A 16,651-nucleotide genomic window follows, 5' to 3' on the forward strand; every position below is an offset into this window, starting at 1 on the left:
AAACAAGGGGACACATGGGATTGCAACGCAGATCGTTTCTGAAACTGGGCGTGCTGGGCGCCTGTGCGCTGGCCGCCGGCGGCGCCGCCTACCGCGCGTTGCGGGGGCCAGCGGCGCCTGGCCGCTTCGTGCTCGATGGCGCGGCGCGCGCGGCGCTGGCGGCCATCGTGCCGGCCATGCTGGGCGAGGCCTTGCCGCACGGGGGCGATGCGCGCAGCAAGGCCCTCGACGGCGCCATCGCCGGTGTGGACACGGCCATCCGTGGTTTGCCCCTGGCGGCGCAGCAGGAAGTGCAGGATTTGTTTGGCCTGCTGGCGCTGGCGCCCGCGCGGCGCTTCGTCGCCGGCGTGAAAGATGGCTGGCCCGAGGCCGACCCGGCCCAGGTGGCCGCCTTCCTGCAGGCGTGGCGCACGCACCGCCTGGCCACCCTGCAGACGGCCTACCTGGCCCTGCACGATTTGATCCTCGGCGCCTGGTATGCCGATGCCGCCCACTGGGCCGCCATCGGCTACCCGGGACCGCTGCCCGAGCTGAGTTAAGAGAGCATCCATGAGTACATCCCCCATTCCCGACCCCATCGCCATCGGCGTGGCCGCCGGCTGGAACGTCACCGACGCCAGCACCCTCCGCACCGACCGCACCCTGGAGGCGGATGTCGTCGTCATCGGCAGCGGCGCCGGTGGCGGTGTGACGGCGGAAATCCTCGCGCTGGCCGGCCTGAAAGTGCTGATCGTCGAGGAGGGCGGCTTGAAGTCCTCGAAAGACTTCAAGATGCGCGAAGCGCAGGCCTATCCCACGCTGTATCAGGAATCGGCCGCGCGCAAGACGCGCGACAAGGCCATCAACATCCTGCAGGGGCGCACGGTGGGCGGTTCGACCACCGTCAACTGGACCTCGAGCTTTCGCACGCCGCCCGGCACCCTGGAATACTGGCGCCAGCATTTTGGTTTGTCCGGCTATTCGGTGGACGCCATGGCGCCGTGGTTCGCCATGATGGAAAAGCGCCTGCACGTGAGCGACTGGGCCGCGCCGCCCAACGAAAACAACGATTTACTGCGCCGCGGCGCCACGGCGCTGGGCATCCCCACCGCCGCCATCCGGCGCAATGTGAACGGCTGCTGGAACCTCGGCTACTGCGGCATGGGCTGTCCGACGAACGCCAAGCAGTCGATGCTGGTGACGACGATCCCCTCGGCGCTGGCGCTGGGCGCGGGCCTGCTCGTGCATGCGCGCGCCGAGCGTTTCACCTTCAAGGGCGAGCGCATCGACAGCCTGCAAGTCACCGCACTGGACGCCGCCGGGCAAGTGCCGACGGGCGTGCGTCTCACGCTGAAGGCGAAGCATTTTGTGCTGGCCGGCGGCGCCATCAACTCGCCAGCGCTGCTGCTACGCTCGCAGGCGCCCGACCCGCATGGCTTGCTGGGCCAGCGCACCTTTTTGCACCCGACGGTGATCTCGGCCGGCCTGTTCCCCCAGCGCGTCGATGCCTATGCGGGCGCGCCGCAGACGATTTATTCCGACCATTTCCTGCACACGGCGCCCATCGATGGCCCCATCGGCTACAAGCTCGAAGCGCCGCCTTTGCACCCGCTGCTGATGGCCACCACCATGGGCGGCTTCGGCGATGAACATGCGCGCACCATGCGCGAGTTCCCTCATGCGCATGGCTTGCTGGCGCTGCTGCGCGACGGCTTTCACCACGACTCGGCGGGCGGCAGCGTGTCCATCGACAGCTTCGGCGCGCCCGTGCTCGACTATCCATTGACGCCTTTTATCTGGGATGGCGCGCGGCGCGCGCTGCTGTCGATGGCGGAAATCCAGTTCGCCGCCGGCGCGAAGAGCGTGTATCCCGTGCACGAACTGGCCCGCCACTACACCAGTTGGGCGCAGGCGAAACAGGCCATCGGCGCTTTGCCGATGAAGGCGCTGTTGACCAGGGTGGTGTCGGCCCACGTGATGGGCGGCTGCGCCATGTCGGACGATGTGCGCCTGGGCGTGACGGGGTCCGACGGGCGCTACCACGGCGTGCGCAACCTGTCCGTGCACGACGGTTCGCTGTTGCCCACCTCGATCGGCGCCAATCCGCAACTGACGCTGTATGCACTGGCGGCGCGCCTTGCCAGCGGCCTGGCGCAAGCGCTGACGGGCAAGCCCGCGCCCGTTCCCGTTTCTGCTGCGACGACGGCATGATCGCGCGCATCCTCAAGTGGCTGATGCTGCTGCAAGTGCTGGCCGTGCTGGGCGTGGCGTACCTGGCCATGCAGGCGTGGGGCGTCGCCTCGCCGGCCATGGCCGTGCTGCTGGCGGGCGCCATGCTGCTGGCCGTGCGCGCGCTGATCGTGGCGCGCAACTTTTGGGAAAGCCGGCGCCTGGGCAGCCCCGTGCCAGCGGAATACCAGCTGGGCGCCATGGGTGCCGCACGGCTGTTTTTCGGCGAGCTGCGCGCCACCCTGTGGATGTCATCATGGGGCATGCTGCGTCCGCGCCTGCATGCGGCCGACATTATCCCATCTGGCCAGGGTTTGCCGGTGCTGCTGGTGCACGGCTATGTGTGCAACCGCGGTTATTGGACAAAGTTGAGCCGCCAGCTGGCGCAGGCCGGCATCGTGCACAAGGTGATCGACCTGGAGCCGATCGATGCCAACATCGATGGCTACGTGACGCAAGTGGAGCAGGCGCTGCAAGTGTTGTGCACGCTCACGGGCAAGCGGCAAGCCATCATCGTCGCGCACAGCATGGGCGGCCTGGTGGCGCGTGCCTGGCTGCGCCATGACGGCGCTGCCCGCGTGGCGCGCATCATCACCATCGGCACGCCGCACCACGGCACGGCGCTGGCGAACCTGGCGGCGGGCGCGAATGCGCGCCAGATGAGCCGTATCGATGGCGCACCCAGCGGCTGGCTGGCGCAGCTGGCTGCCAGCGAGACGCCGGAAACGCGCGCACTGATCACGTCGATGTACTCGCATCACGATAATATTGTCGCGCCGCAAACTTCCGCGCACTTGCCCGGCGCGCGCAATCTGGCCTTCGGCGGCATCGGTCACGTGGCGCTGGCCAGCGATGCGCGCATACTGCGCCAGCTGTTAGCGGAAATCACTATCAAGGACGAAGTCGCCCAGCCCCCGTCTTGCCCCCATTTTTCCTGAATCCTGTTGTGTTTTATCAGCATGGCAAGACTGTCTCTTTTGACTCTGCTGTTGCCCAGATTTAACAGGTGCTGGCCCAGAAAATGCTGTTTTCCTCTGGCGTCCTGTATTAAGCTAGCATCACGAAGGTGACGGTCAGCAATGATTGACGAGGCCGTATGCGCCGCGCCACGACGATCCGCATGCGAGATATTTGCGGGGATGCATGGCAGGATGTTGTAGGATTGGCATGTTGCCGCGCAAGCGGAAAGATGGGTGCAGGCAAAAAATGAGACTATGCAGTTTTCATGGGGGTGCTAATTGTCCGCACGTATCCTGATTATCGAAGATAACGCCACCAATATGGAATTGATGGTGTACCTGTTACGTGCCTTCGGGCACACGCCGCTGGCCGCCTATGACGGAGAAGAGGGCGTGCGCATGGCGCGCAGCGAATTGCCGGACTTGATCATCTGCGACGTGCATTTGCCCAAGCTCGATGGCTATGGCGTGGTGGCCGAGCTGAAGAAAGACCCGCTGCTGCGCAAGATCCCGGCCCTGGCCGTGACGGCGCTGGCCATGGTGGGTGACCGCGAACGCCTGCTCGAAGCGGGTTTCAATGGCTATATCGGCAAGCCGATCGAGCCGGACCTGTTCGTGGCGGAGCTGGAATCTTTTTTACCCGGGGCGCCGTCGACGCCAGTTAAAAACGACATAGCTACCATCTTGATCGTCGACGATCATGTGCTGAACCGCGAATTCCTCACCGCACTGCTGGGCTACGGCGGCCACCGCCTGCTGGAGGCGGCGAATGGCGCCGACGCGCTGGAAGTGCTGCGCACCGAGCGGCCGGACCTGATCATCTCCGACATCCTCATGCCGAACATGGACGGCTACGAATTCGTCACGCGCGTGCATGCCGATCCCGCGCTGACCGACGTGCCCATCATCTTTTATACGGCTACTTACCGCGAGCAGGAAGCGATCTTGCTGGCGCAGGCATGCGGCGTGCGCTGGGTGTTGCCCAAGCCGTCCGACCCTGAAGTTATCGTGCGCACGGTCAACGAGGCGCTGGGACTGATGCCGGCGGCCGCCCAGGCGCCCATTGTGCCGGGCGGTGCTGCGGCGCATCCCGCCACGGGCAAGCTGGCGGGCATCGATCACCAGGTCAGCGGCTACCTCGACGAAGTCGAGTCCAGCAGCCAGCAGATTTCGCAGCTGGCCAGCCAGCGCGAAGGCCATGCCGCCATGCCTGAAGACTTGGGCATCATGACGGAGCGCCTGTCGCGCTCTCTGTCGAGCCTGCAGGCGGTGAGCCTGCGCCTGACGGCCCTGATCGAGCTGGGCATCGAACTGGGTGCCGAACGCGATCCGCGCGCCTTGATCGAGGCGGGCTGCAAGGTGGCGCAGAATATCTGCGTCTCCAGGTACGCCTGCATCGGCGTGCTGGAAGAGGGCGCCGAAAAGCTCAGTTATTTTTCCTCCTGCGGCGCCGAGAAAGACCTCGAGCGCATTGCCAGCGCGCCGCGCACGGGCATCCTGAACCGCTTGCTGGAACAGCGCCAGCCCTACCGTGTCAATGGCTTGAAGGGCGACCCCGGCGCGCTGGGCCTGCCCGACACGCACCCGCCCGTGCACTCCTTCCTGGGCGTCGCCATCGCTTCGCGCGAGCGCAGCCACGGCTGGCTCTACCTGGTCGACAAGCTGGGGGCGAACGAATTTTCCGAAGTCGACGAACGCGTGGCCGCCACGGTTGCGGCGCAGATCGCCGTTGCCTACGACAACCTGCTGCTGTACGACGAGATCAAGCGCCACCACGAGCAGCTGACCCTGGACATGGCGGCGCGCATCCGTCTCGATGAAGACTTGCGCCGCTTTCGTCTGGCGATGGATGCCACGGCCGACGCGATTTTTCTCGTTGACCGCGCCGGCATGTGCTTCGTCGACGTCAACCAGACTGCCTGCCGCATGCTGGGCTTTGAGCGCGAGGATTTCCTGCGCGTGGGGCCGGGGTGCGCGAACGAGGGCGAGACCCAGCTGGAAGAACTGTACAACAAGCTGCTGGCCGGCGACCAGGGCGGCCCGATGACGGAATTGCAGCTGCAGCGCAAGGATGGCTCGCCGCTGTCGGTGGAAGTGCAGCGGCGTACCCTGCGCTCGGGGCAGAGCTGGATCCTGGTGGCCGTGGCGCGCGACATCACCGAGCGCAAGGACGCCGAGCAGCGCCTGATGAAGCTGGCCCATTTCGATACCCTGACGGGCTTGCCGAACCGCAGCCAGTTTTACGCCTCGCTGACCCATTCGCTGTCCCAGGCGGCCGAACACCAGTGGGCCGTGGCCGTGCTGTTCATGGACATCGACCGCTTCAAGAATATCAACGATACCCTGGGCCACACCATCGGCGACGACCTGCTGCGCCAGTTTTCCAGCCGCCTGGTCGATTGCCTGCGCGTGCGCGATACCATCGGCCGCTTTGGCGGCGATGAATTTGCCACCATCCTGGTGCTGCCAGAAGGCATCCAGCATGCCGTGGGTGTGGTCGAGAAGATCCGCGAAGCGATGCGCAAGCCCTTCGACTTGCAGGGTCACGAGGTGACGGTGACGGTCAGCATCGGCATTTCCGTGTTCCCCGAAGACGGCGTCGATGCGGACACCCTGATTCAGTATGCCGACACGGCCATGTACCGCGCCAAGGAGGCCGGGCGTGATGCCTTCCGCTTCTTCACGGCGGAAATGAACGCGCAATCGATGGCGCGGCTGGACATGGAAAATGCCCTGCGGCGTGCCATCGACAACGAGGAATTCGTGCTGTTCTTCCAGCCCAAGGTGAATATCATCTCGGGGCGCATCAGCGGCGCCGAGGCGCTGATACGCTGGCGCCGCCCCGGCCACGGCATGGTTTCGCCGGCCCTGTTCATCCCCTTGCTGGAAGAAACGGGGCTGATCGTGCGCGTCGGTAACTGGGTGCTGGACGAAGCCTGCAAGAAGATCAGCGAGTGGGGCGCCAGCAGCATCGGCCCCGTGCACCTGTCGGTGAATGTGTCGGGCATCCAGTTTTTCGTCGGCGGCCTGGAAGAAGAGGTGCTCAAGGCGATCAGCAAGCACGATATCGCGCCCGACCTGCTGGAACTGGAGCTGACGGAAAGCTCGCTGATGTCGAATGCGGAGGAAACCATCGCCGTGCTGCGCAACCTGAAGGCGCTGGGTATCCAGATTTCCATCGACGATTTCGGCACCGGCTACTCCAGCCTGGCCTACCTGAAGCGCTTCCCCATCGACAAGCTGAAGATCGACATCGCCTTCGTGCGCGAAGTGACCAGCAATCCGGATGACGCGGCCATCGTGCTGGCCATCATCAGCATGGCACACAGCATGAAGCTGGACGTGATCGCCGAAGGCGTGGAAAACGACGCGCAGCTGGCTTATTTGCGGCGCCACGGCTGCGACGAGATGCAGGGTTATTATTTCAGCCGCCCCGTGCCACAGGAAGAATTCGAGCAGATGCTGATGGCTGGCAAGCTGCTGCAGGCGCCGCAGGATGCGGGCAGCGAAGAGCAGCAAACCTTGCTGATCGTCGACGACGATGTCTTCATGCTCGACGTGCTCAGCGACTTCCTGGCGCAGGACGGCTACCGCATCCTGACGGCGCAGACGGCCGCCGAGGGCTTCGACATCCTGGCGCGCCACAAGGTGCAGGTGATCTTGTGCGACCAGTGCATGCCGCTCATGAGCGGCACCGAATTCATGGAGCGGGTCAAGCATCTGTGCCCCGATACTTTCCGCATCATGTTGTCGGCTTTTGCCGACCTGACGCCCATCATGGCGGCCATCAACCGTGGCGCCATCGACCGTTTCTATACCAAGCCGTGGAAAGGCGCCGTGCTGCGCGAGAACATCCGCGAAGGCTTCCGCCTGCACAAGCTGCTGCATGGCCCGGTGAAAGCGGCCGCCTAGGCACTTGCCCTGCGTGTGCTGGCGCACGTTGAGAAGCAGCTTTGTAGCGAATTAGACTCCCGTCTCTAGTTTTGCTCTCTAGAATAAAAAGCATCCATGAAGTGGCATGACATTTCATATGACGGGAGTGGGCGATGGTGAAGAAATTGAAGGAACTGACGCAAGACAAGGAATTGGCGAGCGCCGTGCGCTCGTCCGCGCAGCAGATCTGGCAAGCGGGCCTCGGTGCCTTCGCCAAGGCGCAGGAAGAGGGCGGGCGCGTGTTTTCCAAGCTGGTCAAGGAAGGCACGGAATTCCAGAAGCGCGCCGAAGACAAGGTGGCCGATGTCAGCGACGGCGTCAGCAAGCTGGCCGATGGCGTGGGCAAGCAGGCCAGCGGCTCCTGGGACAAGCTGGAACAGGTGTTTGAAGAGCGCGTCGCGCGCGCCCTGGCCACCATCGGCGTGCCGATGCAAAACGATATCGCCGCGCTGCACGCCAAGATCGATGCCTTGAGTTTGCAGGTCGCAGCGCTGTCGGGCAAGGCCGCGCCGGCGCCCAAGCCGAAGGCTGCGGTCAAGCCGGCCGTGAAGGCGGCGCCGAAAAGCGTAGCGAAAGCCGCGCCGAAGGCGGCCATCGCCAAGGCCCCGGCCAAGCCGGCAGTCAGGGCCGCACCGCGCACCGCAGCCAAGCCGGTGAGCAAGCCAGTGAGCAAGCCAGTGAGCAAAGCGGTGAGCAAACCCGCCGCGAGAGCGGCGGCGAAGAAAAAAGCAGCGCCGGCCTGAGCTGGCGCAGCATTCCTCCGGCCTGCTCGCGCGGGCTTTTTTTTGCCTGCGTTTTTCATCTGCGCCGTGGGGCGCAGTGTTTCATTACGGCTATCTTAGGTGGTATGCTTGCGGCAGAACACAGAGAGATTGCCCGCCATGCTACAAAAAGCACCACGCCGTACCCGCGAACGCATCCTGGAGTTGTCGCTGCGCCTGTTCAATGAGTTTGGTGAGCCGAATATCACGACGACCGTGATTGCGGAAGAGATGAACATTTCGCCGGGAAACCTGTATTACCACTTCCGTAACAAGGATGATATCGTCAACTCGATTTTCGTCCAGTTCGAGGCGGAAATCGAACGCATCCTGACCGTGCCTGACGGGCGCCGTTCGAATATCGAGGATGTCTGGCTGTATTTGCACCTGATGTTCGAACTGATCTGGCGCTACCGTTTTTTCTATCGCGACCTCAATGATTTGCTGTCGCGCAACCGCAAGCTGGAACTGCACTTCAAGCTGATCCTGGCGCACAAGATCAAGGTGGCCACGCAGCTGTGCGAAGATTTGCGCAGCGAACAGTCTTTGGAAGCGTCGGACATGGAAGTCGCTGCCATGGCGACGAATATGGTGGTCGTCGCCACCTACTGGCTGTCGTACGAATATGTGCGCAACCCGCGCAAGTACAGCGAGCAGCAATCGATGTCCGATGCGCTGGCACGCGGCTGCTACCAGGTGTTGTCCCTGATCGGCCCGTATTTGCGCAATGAAACGCATTTGCTGTTTCGCAAACTGTCGGAAGAGTATGTGACCAAACTCAAGAACGACTGACGCGGCTGCTGGCGCCACGTCGTCATTTACAGGAGAGATATATGGCTTGGAAACAATTCCCCTATCCGGACGCAGCCTATGTCTACACGCCGCAGACCCTGGAAGCGGCCTGGGCGCGCCTGCATGCGGGCGATGTGGAACCGTTTCCCACGCATCCGGCGCTGGTGCAAGCCTGGCTGGCCTTCCACGCGGGCGACTTCGAACGCGCCGTGAAGCTGGGCCTGGCCGTCGGCGTGCCCGGCTATGCGGTGGCGCATAAGGCGACCTGCATCTATGCCACGCACCTGGAAGTGGACGACCGCCAGAAACTCGATATGTACGAAGAAGTGGCGGAGCGCTGCGAGCGCCAGCAGAGCGAGCAGCCGGACAACCCGGCCGGCTACTACTGGCATGCCTATAGCCTGGGCCGCTACGCGCTGGGCACATCCGTCGTCAAGGCTCTGGCGCAGGGCATGGGCGCGCGCGTGCGCAACAGCCTGGACCGCACGATGACGGTAGCGCCCATGCATGCGGAAGCGCATATTGCGTTTGGGATTTATCATACGGAAATTATCGACAAGGTCGGCGCCATGATCGGCAGCCTGACCTACGGCGCCAACAAGGAAGATGGCTATCAGCACTTCAAGACGGCGCTGGCCCTGACGCCGTATTCGGCGCTGGCGCACAGCGAATATGCGCGCGCCTTGAACATGCTTGACGGAAAGAAAAAGCTGGCGGAAGCGCTGGCCCTGTATGAAAAGGCGGCCGACTGCGTGGCACTGGACGCCAAGGAACGCCTCGAGGTCGAGGCGGCGATCGATGAATTGAAAGACTAGGGACTACTGTGATCAAGGCTTTATGTGTGTACTGTGGCGCCAACGCGGGCATCTCGCCCGATTATGCGGTGGCGGCGCGCGAACTGGCGCGCGTGCTGGTGGCGGAAAATATTTCACTGGTGTATGGCGGCGGCAAGGTCGGCCTGATGGGCGTGATCGCCGATGAAGTACTGCGCCTGGGCGGCGAGGTGACGGGCGTGATTCCCACCCAACTGGTCGAACGCGAAGTGGGCCACATGGGCTTGACGCGCCAGTTCATCGTGAAGGACATGCATGAGCGCAAGGCGATGATGGCCAGCCTGTCCGACGCCTTCATCGCCATGCCGGGCGGCTATGGCACCCTGGAAGAGCTGTTCGAGATGCTCACGTGGGCCCAGCTGGGCTTGCACGCCAAGCCCATCGGCTTGCTCAATGTCGACCGTTTCTATGATGGCTTGATTGCTTTCGTGCAAAACGGCAAGGAACAGGGCTTTATCCGCCCGCAGCACGCGGCCTTCCTGAATGCCGATGCCGATCCCGCAGCGCTGGTGCAACGCCTGAAGGAATGCGCGCCCTAGGCCCTGGACAGTGCTTGAGCGACGCGCTTCACGACCACAGGCGCTGGCCCGACAGGTCGAGCTGGGTCAGGTACAGGCGCACGTCGAATTCGTACTGGTGGTACTGCGGTTCCATATATGCGCACAGCTTGTAGAACGCCTTGTCATGTTGCTTTTCTTTTACATGCGCCAGTTCGTGCACGGCGATCATGCGCAGAAACTCCAGCGGCACTTCCTTGAACATGGTGGCCACGCGGATTTCATGCTTGGCCTTGAGCTTGCCGCCCTGCACGCGCGAGATCGAGGTATGCAAGCCCAGCGCATGCTGGATCACGTGGATCTTGCTGTCGAACGCCACTTTGTTGATGGGTTCAGCATTGCGCAGGAATTCATTCTTCAAGTCTTGCACGTACTGGTACAACGCCTTGTCGTTGCGCACATCGTGCGCATTCGGGTAGCGTTTTAACAGCACTTCGCCCAGCTTGTCCTGCGCGATCAGTTGTTGCACTTGCGCTTGCGTTTGTTCGGAATAGGCGCTCAGGTATTTCAGGGATGGCTGCATGCGGGGAAGGGCGGGGCGCGAATGTGTCAGTAAGGCGAGAATGTACCATACCGCCGCGCCCTGCGCTGCGCCAGCCCCGGCACGGGGCTGCCAGGGCCGCCCCGTGCCATCGTCAAGCCGCGTGCCAGGCCAGCCAGGTCAGCCCTTGCCGTCTCCGTTCTTGTTGCCCTGCCGGCTAGCCTTCGACTGTTGCTCGGCGCCGCCGCCGCGTGCCGCCGGGCTGCTGCTGCTTTCATTGGCGCGCTGGGCCGATTGCCGGCTTTCGCCGCCCTTGCGGCCGATTTCCGCCATGTGTTCGCGGTTGCGGCTGACGGCTTCACCGCCTTTCTGCCCGGCCCGGCGTGCTTCTTCCGAGTCGAATTCATGCGCCGTACCCTTTTGATGGGCTGCCTGACCGCCCTTGCTGGCAATTTCGCGTTGCTGCTCCTCGTTCATGGCGGCAAAGCCGCGCTTGCTCGTGCCTTTGCTGCTGCCCGGTTCGCCGGCTTTCTGACTGCTGCCAGCGCCTTTGCCTTGCTCATTACTGTTAGCCATGTCGCTCTCCTTGCTGTCGGGTGGGGGCACTGTTCAATGCGCCTGATCGGATTGCCTGCCGGTCTCGCGGCCGTGGCCCGCGCCATCGCGGTGGCCCGAGGCATGCATTTTTTCGATCATCTCACGCTGGCGCTGCGTGGCTTTTTCCGTTTCTTCGGCCGTCTTGCGCACCACTTCATCAGCGAAGGCCACGGCCGTGCGGCTCGCTTCGGGCAGGTGGTTCTCTGCCGTGCGGTTCATCTCGACATTGGCGTTGGCGACCAGGTTGCCGAGTTGCTGCTGGTATTGGCGCAGCTTGTCGCTGCCCGGCTGCAACTGGGCGGCGGCCAGCGACATGAACTCGCCCGTGTCGCGCGCAGACAGCAGTTGCTGGCTGGCGTTGCTCCATTCCTGCAGCAAGTCTTGCGCCAGCCGCAGATGCAGCTCGCTCAGTTGCTGCGCCGTATCGAACAGCTTGCGCGATAGTTCTGTGGCGAAATTGCACTGGGCCTCCAGGTGGGACTTCAGGGCGGGGCTGAGACTTTGGGGGATACTGTTGGTGAACATGTTCTACCTCAATGAAAATCTGGTCCGAGAAACACCCGGAGTACCGGATGCGACGTGTGCTGAAACAAGCAAAGAGATAGACGCCGGATAGCGCGCCAGGTTCCACGCCAGGTGCCGGTTTGGCGCGAGAATGGCACCTGGGCGCCTGAAAAACGCGATGACTTTGTGCCAGATCAAAGGAACGTCAATCAGCTTGCCACTACGGGCAGCCACGCTGCTTGTGTGGAAAATGCAGGTTTACAGGCCCGGCCGTGCGACAATAGCCGGCTCGCGGCAGCGCAGCCGATGGCCGGCGCGCGTGGCTGAGCCGAGCATAGCCCACCTTTTTTGCCTTATTCCGCGACCATGACGCATCCCGAATACATCCTGACCCTGTCCTGCCTGGACCAGCGCGGCATCGTGCACCGCGTGTCCGGCTTCCTGGCCGAACGCGGCTGCAACATCCTCGATTCCGCCCAGTTCGGCGACCAGGAATCCCAGCTGTTCTTCATGCGCGTGCATTTCGCGCTGGAAGACGGCGCCGTCAGCGACGCCCAGTTGCGCAGCGACTTCGCCGACTTGTCGCAAGCCATGCAGCTCAATGGCCAATTCCATGGCCAATTGCACGATGCGCGTGTCAAGCCGCGCGTCATGCTGATGGTGTCGAAGATCGGCCATTGCCTGAACGATTTGCTGTTCCGCTACAAGAGCGGCTTGCTGAACGTTGAAATCCCCGCCATCGTCTCGAACCACATGGAGTTCTACCAGTTGGCGGCCAGCTACAATATTCCCTTCCACCACTTGCCGCTGGCGGCCGGCGCGCCGGAAGCGGCCAAGCTGGCGCAGGAAGCGAAGATCATCGAGCTGATGGACACGCACAAGATCGACTTGGTGGTGCTGGCGCGCTACATGCAAATCCTCTCGCCCGGCCTGTGCCAGGCGCTTGACGGCCGCGCCATCAATATCCATCATTCCTTCCTGCCCAGCTTCAAGGGCGCCAAGCCGTATGCGCAGGCGCACCACCGCGGCGTCAAGCTGATCGGTGCGACGGCCCATTTCGTCACGGGCGATCTGGATGAAGGCCCGATCATCGAGCAGGATGTCGAGCGCGTCGACCATGCGATGGATGCCGAGACCCTGACGGCCATCGGCCGCGACGTCGAGTGCGTGGTGCTGGCACGCGCCGTGAAATGGTTCGTCGAGCACCGCATCCTGAAAAACGGTGACAAGACCGTGGTATTCCGCTGATACCGCCACCCGTACCATATTGACATCCACTTTACCGAGACAGAAACACGATGGCCCTCAAAGCAACAATTTTCAAAGCCGATCTGCAGATCGCCGACATGGACCGCAATTACTACCAGGATCACGCGCTGACCCTGGCGCGCCACCCGTCCGAAACAGATGAGCGCATGATGGTGCGCCTGCTGGCGTTCGCCATCCACGCCGACGAGGCGCTGACCTTCACCAAGGGCTTGTTCGACACGGAAGAGCCCGACCTGTGGCAGAAAGACCTGACGGGCGCCATCCAGTTGTGGATTGAAGTGGGCCAGCCCGACGAAAAGCGCATCCTGAAGGCCTGCGGGCGTTCGGAACAGGTGATCGTCTATAGCTATGGCGCAACCAGCCACATCTGGTGGAAGCAGATTGCCAACAAGCTGGAACGGGCGAAGAACTTGACCGTGATTAACCTGCCATCCGAGGCGGCGCAAGACATGAGCAAGCTGGCGCAGCGCAACATGCAGCTGCAATGCACGATCCAGGATGGCCAGATCTGGTTGACCGACAGCGTCAACACGGTCTTGATCGACCGCGAACCGGTAAAGCCGGCGCGCTGATGTTGACTGTTTGAAACGCAAAAAGCCCGGATCGCTCCGGGCTTTTGTCATTGCGGGTGCCTAATTCGGCGCAGCGCCCAGGCGGCGGATGCTGCTTGAACGCTGCATGCTGCGGCTGATGCGCGGGTCGCCGTAGTAGCTCACTTCGCCCGAGCCGCCGATGCTGATGCTCAAGTCGTCCTTGGCCCACACTTGCGCCTCGCCCGAGCCGCCGATGCTTACCTGCACCTCGCGCGCGGCCAGGCGGCCCGCCTGGATATTGCCCGAGCCGCCGATCGACGCCGTCAGCTGCTCCGTCTTGCCGCTGGCCTTGAAGTTGCCGCTGCCGCCGATGGCCACAGCCACCTGGCGGCTGTCGAGCTCACGCGCATCGATGGAGCCCGAGCCGCCCACGTCGAAGCGCAGTTTCTCGGCGCGCAAGCCCGTTGCCGTGATGCTGCCCGAGCCGCCCACGCTGATGCGCTCCACCTGGCGCGCCTGGATCACAATGGTCAGGCTGCTCTGGCGGAAGTTGGCGTTGCGCTTGGCAGGCCGGATGCGCAGGGTGCCGTTTTCCACCGCCGTCTCGATCAGCGGCAGGATATTGTCATCGGCCTCGATGGTGACGCTATCCGTGTTGCCAATGCGCAATTCGACCGTACCCGGCACATTCAGCGCCACGCCATGGAAGCTGCCCACTTCGCGCGTCTGCTTTTGCAGCTTGCCGCTGCCCTGAATGCTGTTGCCGGAGATCCAGTCGAGCGGCGACGCCAGCGCTGGTGCGGCCGGGATGGCCAGGGCGCAGACGGCCAGCAGCAGGGCGGTAGCGGCACGGGCATGGCGCGGCTGGAAAAGTATCGGTGTCATTCTTGCTCCCTGTTTTGAATTGGACTGCCTGCATGGTATGCCAGCCGGTGGCGCCTGCGCAGCGCGCTGCGACAGACTGCGGCAGCGGCGGCACAGAATGCAGGAAGATGCGACAGGATGGCATGAGGTATCATGCCGGTATTGGACATACGACGAGCGGCACGCGCCGCTCACACTACTGGAATTACATGCTGATCATCACCATCAAACAGGGCAAGGAAAAGAGCTTGCTGGGCCAATCGTGGATTTACGCGTCCGCGATTGAAAAAGTCGAAGGCAAGCCGCAGGAAAAAATGAAGCCCGGCTCGACGGCCATCGTGCAGAGTTCTTCGAAGCAGTTCATCGCCCGCGCCGCCTACAATTCGAAGTCGCAGATCCGCGCGCGCATCTGGAGCTTCAAGGAAGACGAACCGGTCGATCACGCGCTGATCAAGCGCCGCGTCAAGGCCGCCATCGAGAAAAAGCTGCCGGCCATCAAGAAGGCGGGCGAGAACCAGCTGTTGACCCTGATCAAGGGTGAAGACGAGGGCCTGCCGGGCCTGGTGGTGCAGCTGTTTGGCGGCGTGCAAGGCTATCTGATTTGCGAATTCAATGCCGGTGGCGTCGATGCGTGGAAAGTGGCCATCGTGCAATCGTTGATGGCGTCCACCGCTTGCGTCAACGTGTACGAGCGCTGCGACGACCTGATGCGCAAGGGCGAAGGCTTGCCCCTGATCGATGGCGCCCTGGCCGGCGAAGAGCCGCCCGATGAAGTCATGCTGACGGACAATGGCGTGCGCTATGCGCTGGATTTGAAAACGGGGCACAAGAGCAAGTTCCGTTGAGAACGGCTGTTTGACTTGAAAAACCGGCGTGAGCCGGTTTTTTTATGGGTAACCCGCGCACCACTGGGGTCGGACCCTGAGGGTCCGACCCAATCCACCCAAGTTAAGGAGCAAGCCCGCGCAATTGCTGGCAATTCAATGAAATAGTGCTTGACGTGGCACTGGCTTTGCGCGGCCGCCGCCTTGCTGACCTCTCTTTTTTCGACAGCGGCAAGGCGGCGGCCAATGAAGGTCTTTTGATCTTCATTGGCCCTTCATGTCGCTCGCTTCCTTGCTGTCCGATTTCTCCGACCATCTTCAATCCGACCAGTTTCGGCTTAGCGCCCGCCATCCTGATCATCCGATGGCGTTTCAACGTCGCCGCAAACTGCCGCTGCCATCCTTGGTGGCGCTCATGCTCACCGGCATGCGCAAGAGCGTGCAAACCGAACTTGATGAATTCTTTGGCCATCTGCAACAGCAGGCGCAACTGACGCACCAGGTGAGCGCCCAGGCTTTCGCTCAGGCACGCTCAAAACTTGCTACCACGGCCATCCCAGAGCTTAACGACTGGCTCATTGCACAAGCACAGCAGCATGGCTACCTGCCGCGCTGGCACGGTTTCAGGCTGGTCGCCGCTGACGCCTCGACCGTTCGCTTTGGCTTGCGCGCCAGCCATGTCAAACGCGCCGCCGTGGCCGATCAACTGGTGTTTGGCTTGTTTCTGCCCGGTGCCGAATTGATGCTCTCGGCCTCGCTATACAGTACCGACGTCGGCGAACGCCAGATGCTGTTCGAACAGCTCGACCAGCTTGGCAAGGAAGATCTGCTGTTGCTGGACCGAGGCTATCCATGTTACTGGATGCCCGCCGTGTTGAACCAGCGCCGCATTGCCTTCTGCATGCGTGTCGAGCAGGCCCGCGGCGGAGGCTTTCCCTGCGTCAATCAGTTTCTGAAGTCGGGGCTGCAGGAGCAGATCGTCACGCTGCGGGCGCCGGATCGGCGCGATGCGCTTGACTATGAATGTCCCGCTGAACCGCAGACCGTGCGCCTGATACGCCACGTTGCCTCGACCGGCAAGGTGCGTGTTCTGATGACCAATTTACTGGACGTTGAACAATTCCCTGCCGCATTGTTCGGAGACCTCTACCACCAACGCTGGCGCATTGAGGAAGCCTTCAAGCGCATCAAACACCGCCTCCATCTGGAGCACGTGACGGGACTGTCACAGCAGGCCCTGATGCAGGATCTGGCCGCCAAGGTAATATGCGATAACCTGCAGGCGTTGGCGAGCTGTGCCGCCGGCCAGCAAGATGCATTGCCGACGGACAGACGCATCAACCGCGCCTATGTCCATTCGGTACTCAAGCCGCTCTTGCCATCGTTGCTGCTTGGGCTGGCGGCAGCACACTTGCTTGCCGACGCGCTGGCTCTGATCGCCAAGCGAACGTTTCTACATCGCCCAGGACAATCAAGGTCACGGCAAACCAACGCCTACAAGCCCCATAAATACATGGCCTACAAGGCTGCTTGATG

General features: G+C 62.7%; 16 protein-coding genes. 12 read left to right on the top strand and 4 right to left on the bottom strand.

The features are described 5' to 3' along the window. The first annotated feature begins 14 nt into the window (after nucleotides 1-14). From CNX70_RS10395 to CNX70_RS10430, 8 genes are all read left to right on the top strand, one after another. Nucleotides 15-539, top strand: coding sequence for a hypothetical protein (locus tag CNX70_RS10395; protein WP_096234626.1), 525 nt, complete (start codon nucleotides 15-17; stop codon nucleotides 537-539). A gap of 10 nt (nucleotides 540-549) precedes the next feature. After that, nucleotides 550-2,190 carry a GMC family oxidoreductase gene (locus tag CNX70_RS10400; protein WP_096234627.1) on the top strand — a complete coding sequence of 547 codons (1,641 nt, stop codon included), beginning with the start codon at nucleotides 550-552 and terminating at the stop codon, nucleotides 2,188-2,190. Beyond that, on the top strand, nucleotides 2,187-3,146 hold the full coding sequence (locus CNX70_RS10405) for an esterase/lipase family protein (protein ID WP_096234628.1): 960 nt from the start codon (nucleotides 2,187-2,189) through the stop codon (nucleotides 3,144-3,146). The genes CNX70_RS10400 and CNX70_RS10405 overlap by 4 nt, the downstream gene beginning before the upstream one ends. A 300-nt stretch (nucleotides 3,147-3,446) precedes the next feature. Continuing rightward, nucleotides 3,447-7,079, top strand: a complete 3,633-nt coding sequence (locus CNX70_RS10410; RefSeq protein ID WP_096234629.1) for an EAL domain-containing protein — start codon at nucleotides 3,447-3,449, stop codon at nucleotides 7,077-7,079. Between the two features lie 134 nt (nucleotides 7,080-7,213). Further along, a complete protein-coding gene (locus CNX70_RS10415) occupies nucleotides 7,214-7,843 on the top strand; it encodes a phasin family protein (protein WP_096234630.1) in 630 nt (209 codons plus the stop codon). 138 nt (nucleotides 7,844-7,981) lie between these two features. Beyond that, nucleotides 7,982-8,653 (top strand): TetR/AcrR family transcriptional regulator, encoded by a 672-nt coding sequence (locus CNX70_RS10420; RefSeq protein WP_034758777.1) that lies wholly within the window; start codon nucleotides 7,982-7,984, stop codon nucleotides 8,651-8,653. A gap of 41 nt (nucleotides 8,654-8,694) precedes the next feature. Then, nucleotides 8,695-9,468 (top strand): tetratricopeptide repeat protein, encoded by a 774-nt coding sequence (locus CNX70_RS10425; RefSeq protein ID WP_096234631.1) that lies wholly within the window; start codon nucleotides 8,695-8,697, stop codon nucleotides 9,466-9,468. An 11-nt stretch (nucleotides 9,469-9,479) separates the two neighbouring features. Then, the gene (locus tag CNX70_RS10430; protein WP_167389749.1) at nucleotides 9,480-10,025 is read left to right on the top strand and encodes an LOG family protein; all 546 of its coding nucleotides are present in this window, start codon (nucleotides 9,480-9,482) and stop codon (nucleotides 10,023-10,025) included. Between the two features lie 28 nt (nucleotides 10,026-10,053). Here CNX70_RS10430 and CNX70_RS10435 read toward each other — a convergent pair whose 3' ends face one another. From CNX70_RS10435 to CNX70_RS10445, 3 genes are all read right to left on the bottom strand, one after another. Next, on the bottom strand, nucleotides 10,054-10,566 hold the full coding sequence (locus CNX70_RS10435; protein ID WP_096234633.1) for a YgjP-like metallopeptidase domain-containing protein: 513 nt from the start codon (nucleotides 10,564-10,566) through the stop codon (nucleotides 10,054-10,056). Nucleotides 10,567-10,704: 138 nt separating this feature from the next. Further along, the gene (locus tag CNX70_RS10440; protein ID WP_096234634.1) at nucleotides 10,705-11,100 is read right to left on the bottom strand and encodes a KGG domain-containing protein; all 396 of its coding nucleotides are present in this window, start codon (nucleotides 11,098-11,100) and stop codon (nucleotides 10,705-10,707) included. 33 nt (nucleotides 11,101-11,133) lie between these two features. Continuing rightward, nucleotides 11,134-11,646, bottom strand: coding sequence for a phasin family protein (locus CNX70_RS10445; protein ID WP_096234635.1), 513 nt, complete (start codon nucleotides 11,644-11,646; stop codon nucleotides 11,134-11,136). Nucleotides 11,647-11,991: 345 nt separating this feature from the next. Here CNX70_RS10445 and purU point away from each other — a divergent pair, with 345 nt between their 5' ends. Both purU and CNX70_RS10455 read left to right on the top strand, forming a co-directional pair. Continuing rightward, nucleotides 11,992-12,873: a formyltetrahydrofolate deformylase gene (gene purU / locus CNX70_RS10450; protein WP_096234636.1), complete on the top strand. Its 882-nt coding sequence runs from the start codon at nucleotides 11,992-11,994 to the stop codon at nucleotides 12,871-12,873. A gap of 50 nt (nucleotides 12,874-12,923) precedes the next feature. Further along, nucleotides 12,924-13,466, top strand: a complete 543-nt coding sequence (locus tag CNX70_RS10455) for a YaeQ family protein (protein WP_034758748.1) — start codon at nucleotides 12,924-12,926, stop codon at nucleotides 13,464-13,466. 60 nt (nucleotides 13,467-13,526) lie between these two features. Here the strand turns inward: CNX70_RS10455 and CNX70_RS10460 are convergent, their stop codons facing one another. After that, the gene (locus CNX70_RS10460) at nucleotides 13,527-14,312 is read right to left on the bottom strand and encodes a head GIN domain-containing protein (protein WP_096234637.1); all 786 of its coding nucleotides are present in this window, start codon (nucleotides 14,310-14,312) and stop codon (nucleotides 13,527-13,529) included. Nucleotides 14,313-14,500: 188 nt separating this feature from the next. Here CNX70_RS10460 and CNX70_RS10465 point away from each other — a divergent pair, with 188 nt between their 5' ends. Both CNX70_RS10465 and CNX70_RS10470 read left to right on the top strand, forming a co-directional pair. Continuing rightward, nucleotides 14,501-15,136: a class I SAM-dependent rRNA methyltransferase gene (locus tag CNX70_RS10465; RefSeq protein WP_096234638.1), complete on the top strand. Its 636-nt coding sequence runs from the start codon at nucleotides 14,501-14,503 to the stop codon at nucleotides 15,134-15,136. Nucleotides 15,137-15,392: 256 nt separating this feature from the next. Continuing rightward, complete coding sequence (locus CNX70_RS10470; RefSeq protein WP_096233692.1) at nucleotides 15,393-16,649, top strand: IS4 family transposase; 1,257 nt, start codon at nucleotides 15,393-15,395, stop codon at nucleotides 16,647-16,649. The last annotated feature ends 2 nt before the right edge of the window (nucleotides 16,650-16,651 follow it).

The organism is Janthinobacterium svalbardense, from assembly GCF_002327145.1.
In the GTDB taxonomy this organism is placed as follows: domain Bacteria; phylum Pseudomonadota; class Gammaproteobacteria; order Burkholderiales; family Burkholderiaceae_D; genus Janthinobacterium; species Janthinobacterium tructae.

Excerpts from the sequence above, each read along its gene's own strand:
- CNX70_RS10395 (WP_096234626.1), top strand. The coding sequence starts at position 15 with ATGGGATTGCAACGCAGATCGTTTCTGAAACTGGGCGTGCTGGGCGCC.
- CNX70_RS10400 (WP_096234627.1), top strand. The coding sequence starts at position 550 with ATGAGTACATCCCCCATTCCCGACCCCATCGCCATCGGCGTGGCCGCC.
- CNX70_RS10405 (WP_096234628.1), top strand. The coding sequence starts at position 2,187 with ATGATCGCGCGCATCCTCAAGTGGCTGATGCTGCTGCAAGTGCTGGCC.
- CNX70_RS10415 (WP_096234630.1), top strand. The coding sequence starts at position 7,214 with ATGGTGAAGAAATTGAAGGAACTGACGCAAGACAAGGAATTGGCGAGC.
- CNX70_RS10420 (WP_034758777.1), top strand. The coding sequence starts at position 7,982 with ATGCTACAAAAAGCACCACGCCGTACCCGCGAACGCATCCTGGAGTTG.
- CNX70_RS10425 (WP_096234631.1), top strand. The coding sequence starts at position 8,695 with ATGGCTTGGAAACAATTCCCCTATCCGGACGCAGCCTATGTCTACACG.
- CNX70_RS10435 (WP_096234633.1), bottom strand. The coding sequence starts at position 10,566 with ATGCAGCCATCCCTGAAATACCTGAGCGCCTATTCCGAACAAACGCAA.
- CNX70_RS10440 (WP_096234634.1), bottom strand. The coding sequence starts at position 11,100 with ATGGCTAACAGTAATGAGCAAGGCAAAGGCGCTGGCAGCAGTCAGAAA.
- CNX70_RS10445 (WP_096234635.1), bottom strand. The coding sequence starts at position 11,646 with ATGTTCACCAACAGTATCCCCCAAAGTCTCAGCCCCGCCCTGAAGTCC.
- purU (WP_096234636.1), top strand. The coding sequence starts at position 11,992 with ATGACGCATCCCGAATACATCCTGACCCTGTCCTGCCTGGACCAGCGC.
- CNX70_RS10455 (WP_034758748.1), top strand. The coding sequence starts at position 12,924 with ATGGCCCTCAAAGCAACAATTTTCAAAGCCGATCTGCAGATCGCCGAC.
- CNX70_RS10460 (WP_096234637.1), bottom strand. The coding sequence starts at position 14,312 with ATGACACCGATACTTTTCCAGCCGCGCCATGCCCGTGCCGCTACCGCC.
- CNX70_RS10465 (WP_096234638.1), top strand. The coding sequence starts at position 14,501 with ATGCTGATCATCACCATCAAACAGGGCAAGGAAAAGAGCTTGCTGGGC.
- CNX70_RS10470 (WP_096233692.1), top strand. The coding sequence starts at position 15,393 with ATGTCGCTCGCTTCCTTGCTGTCCGATTTCTCCGACCATCTTCAATCC.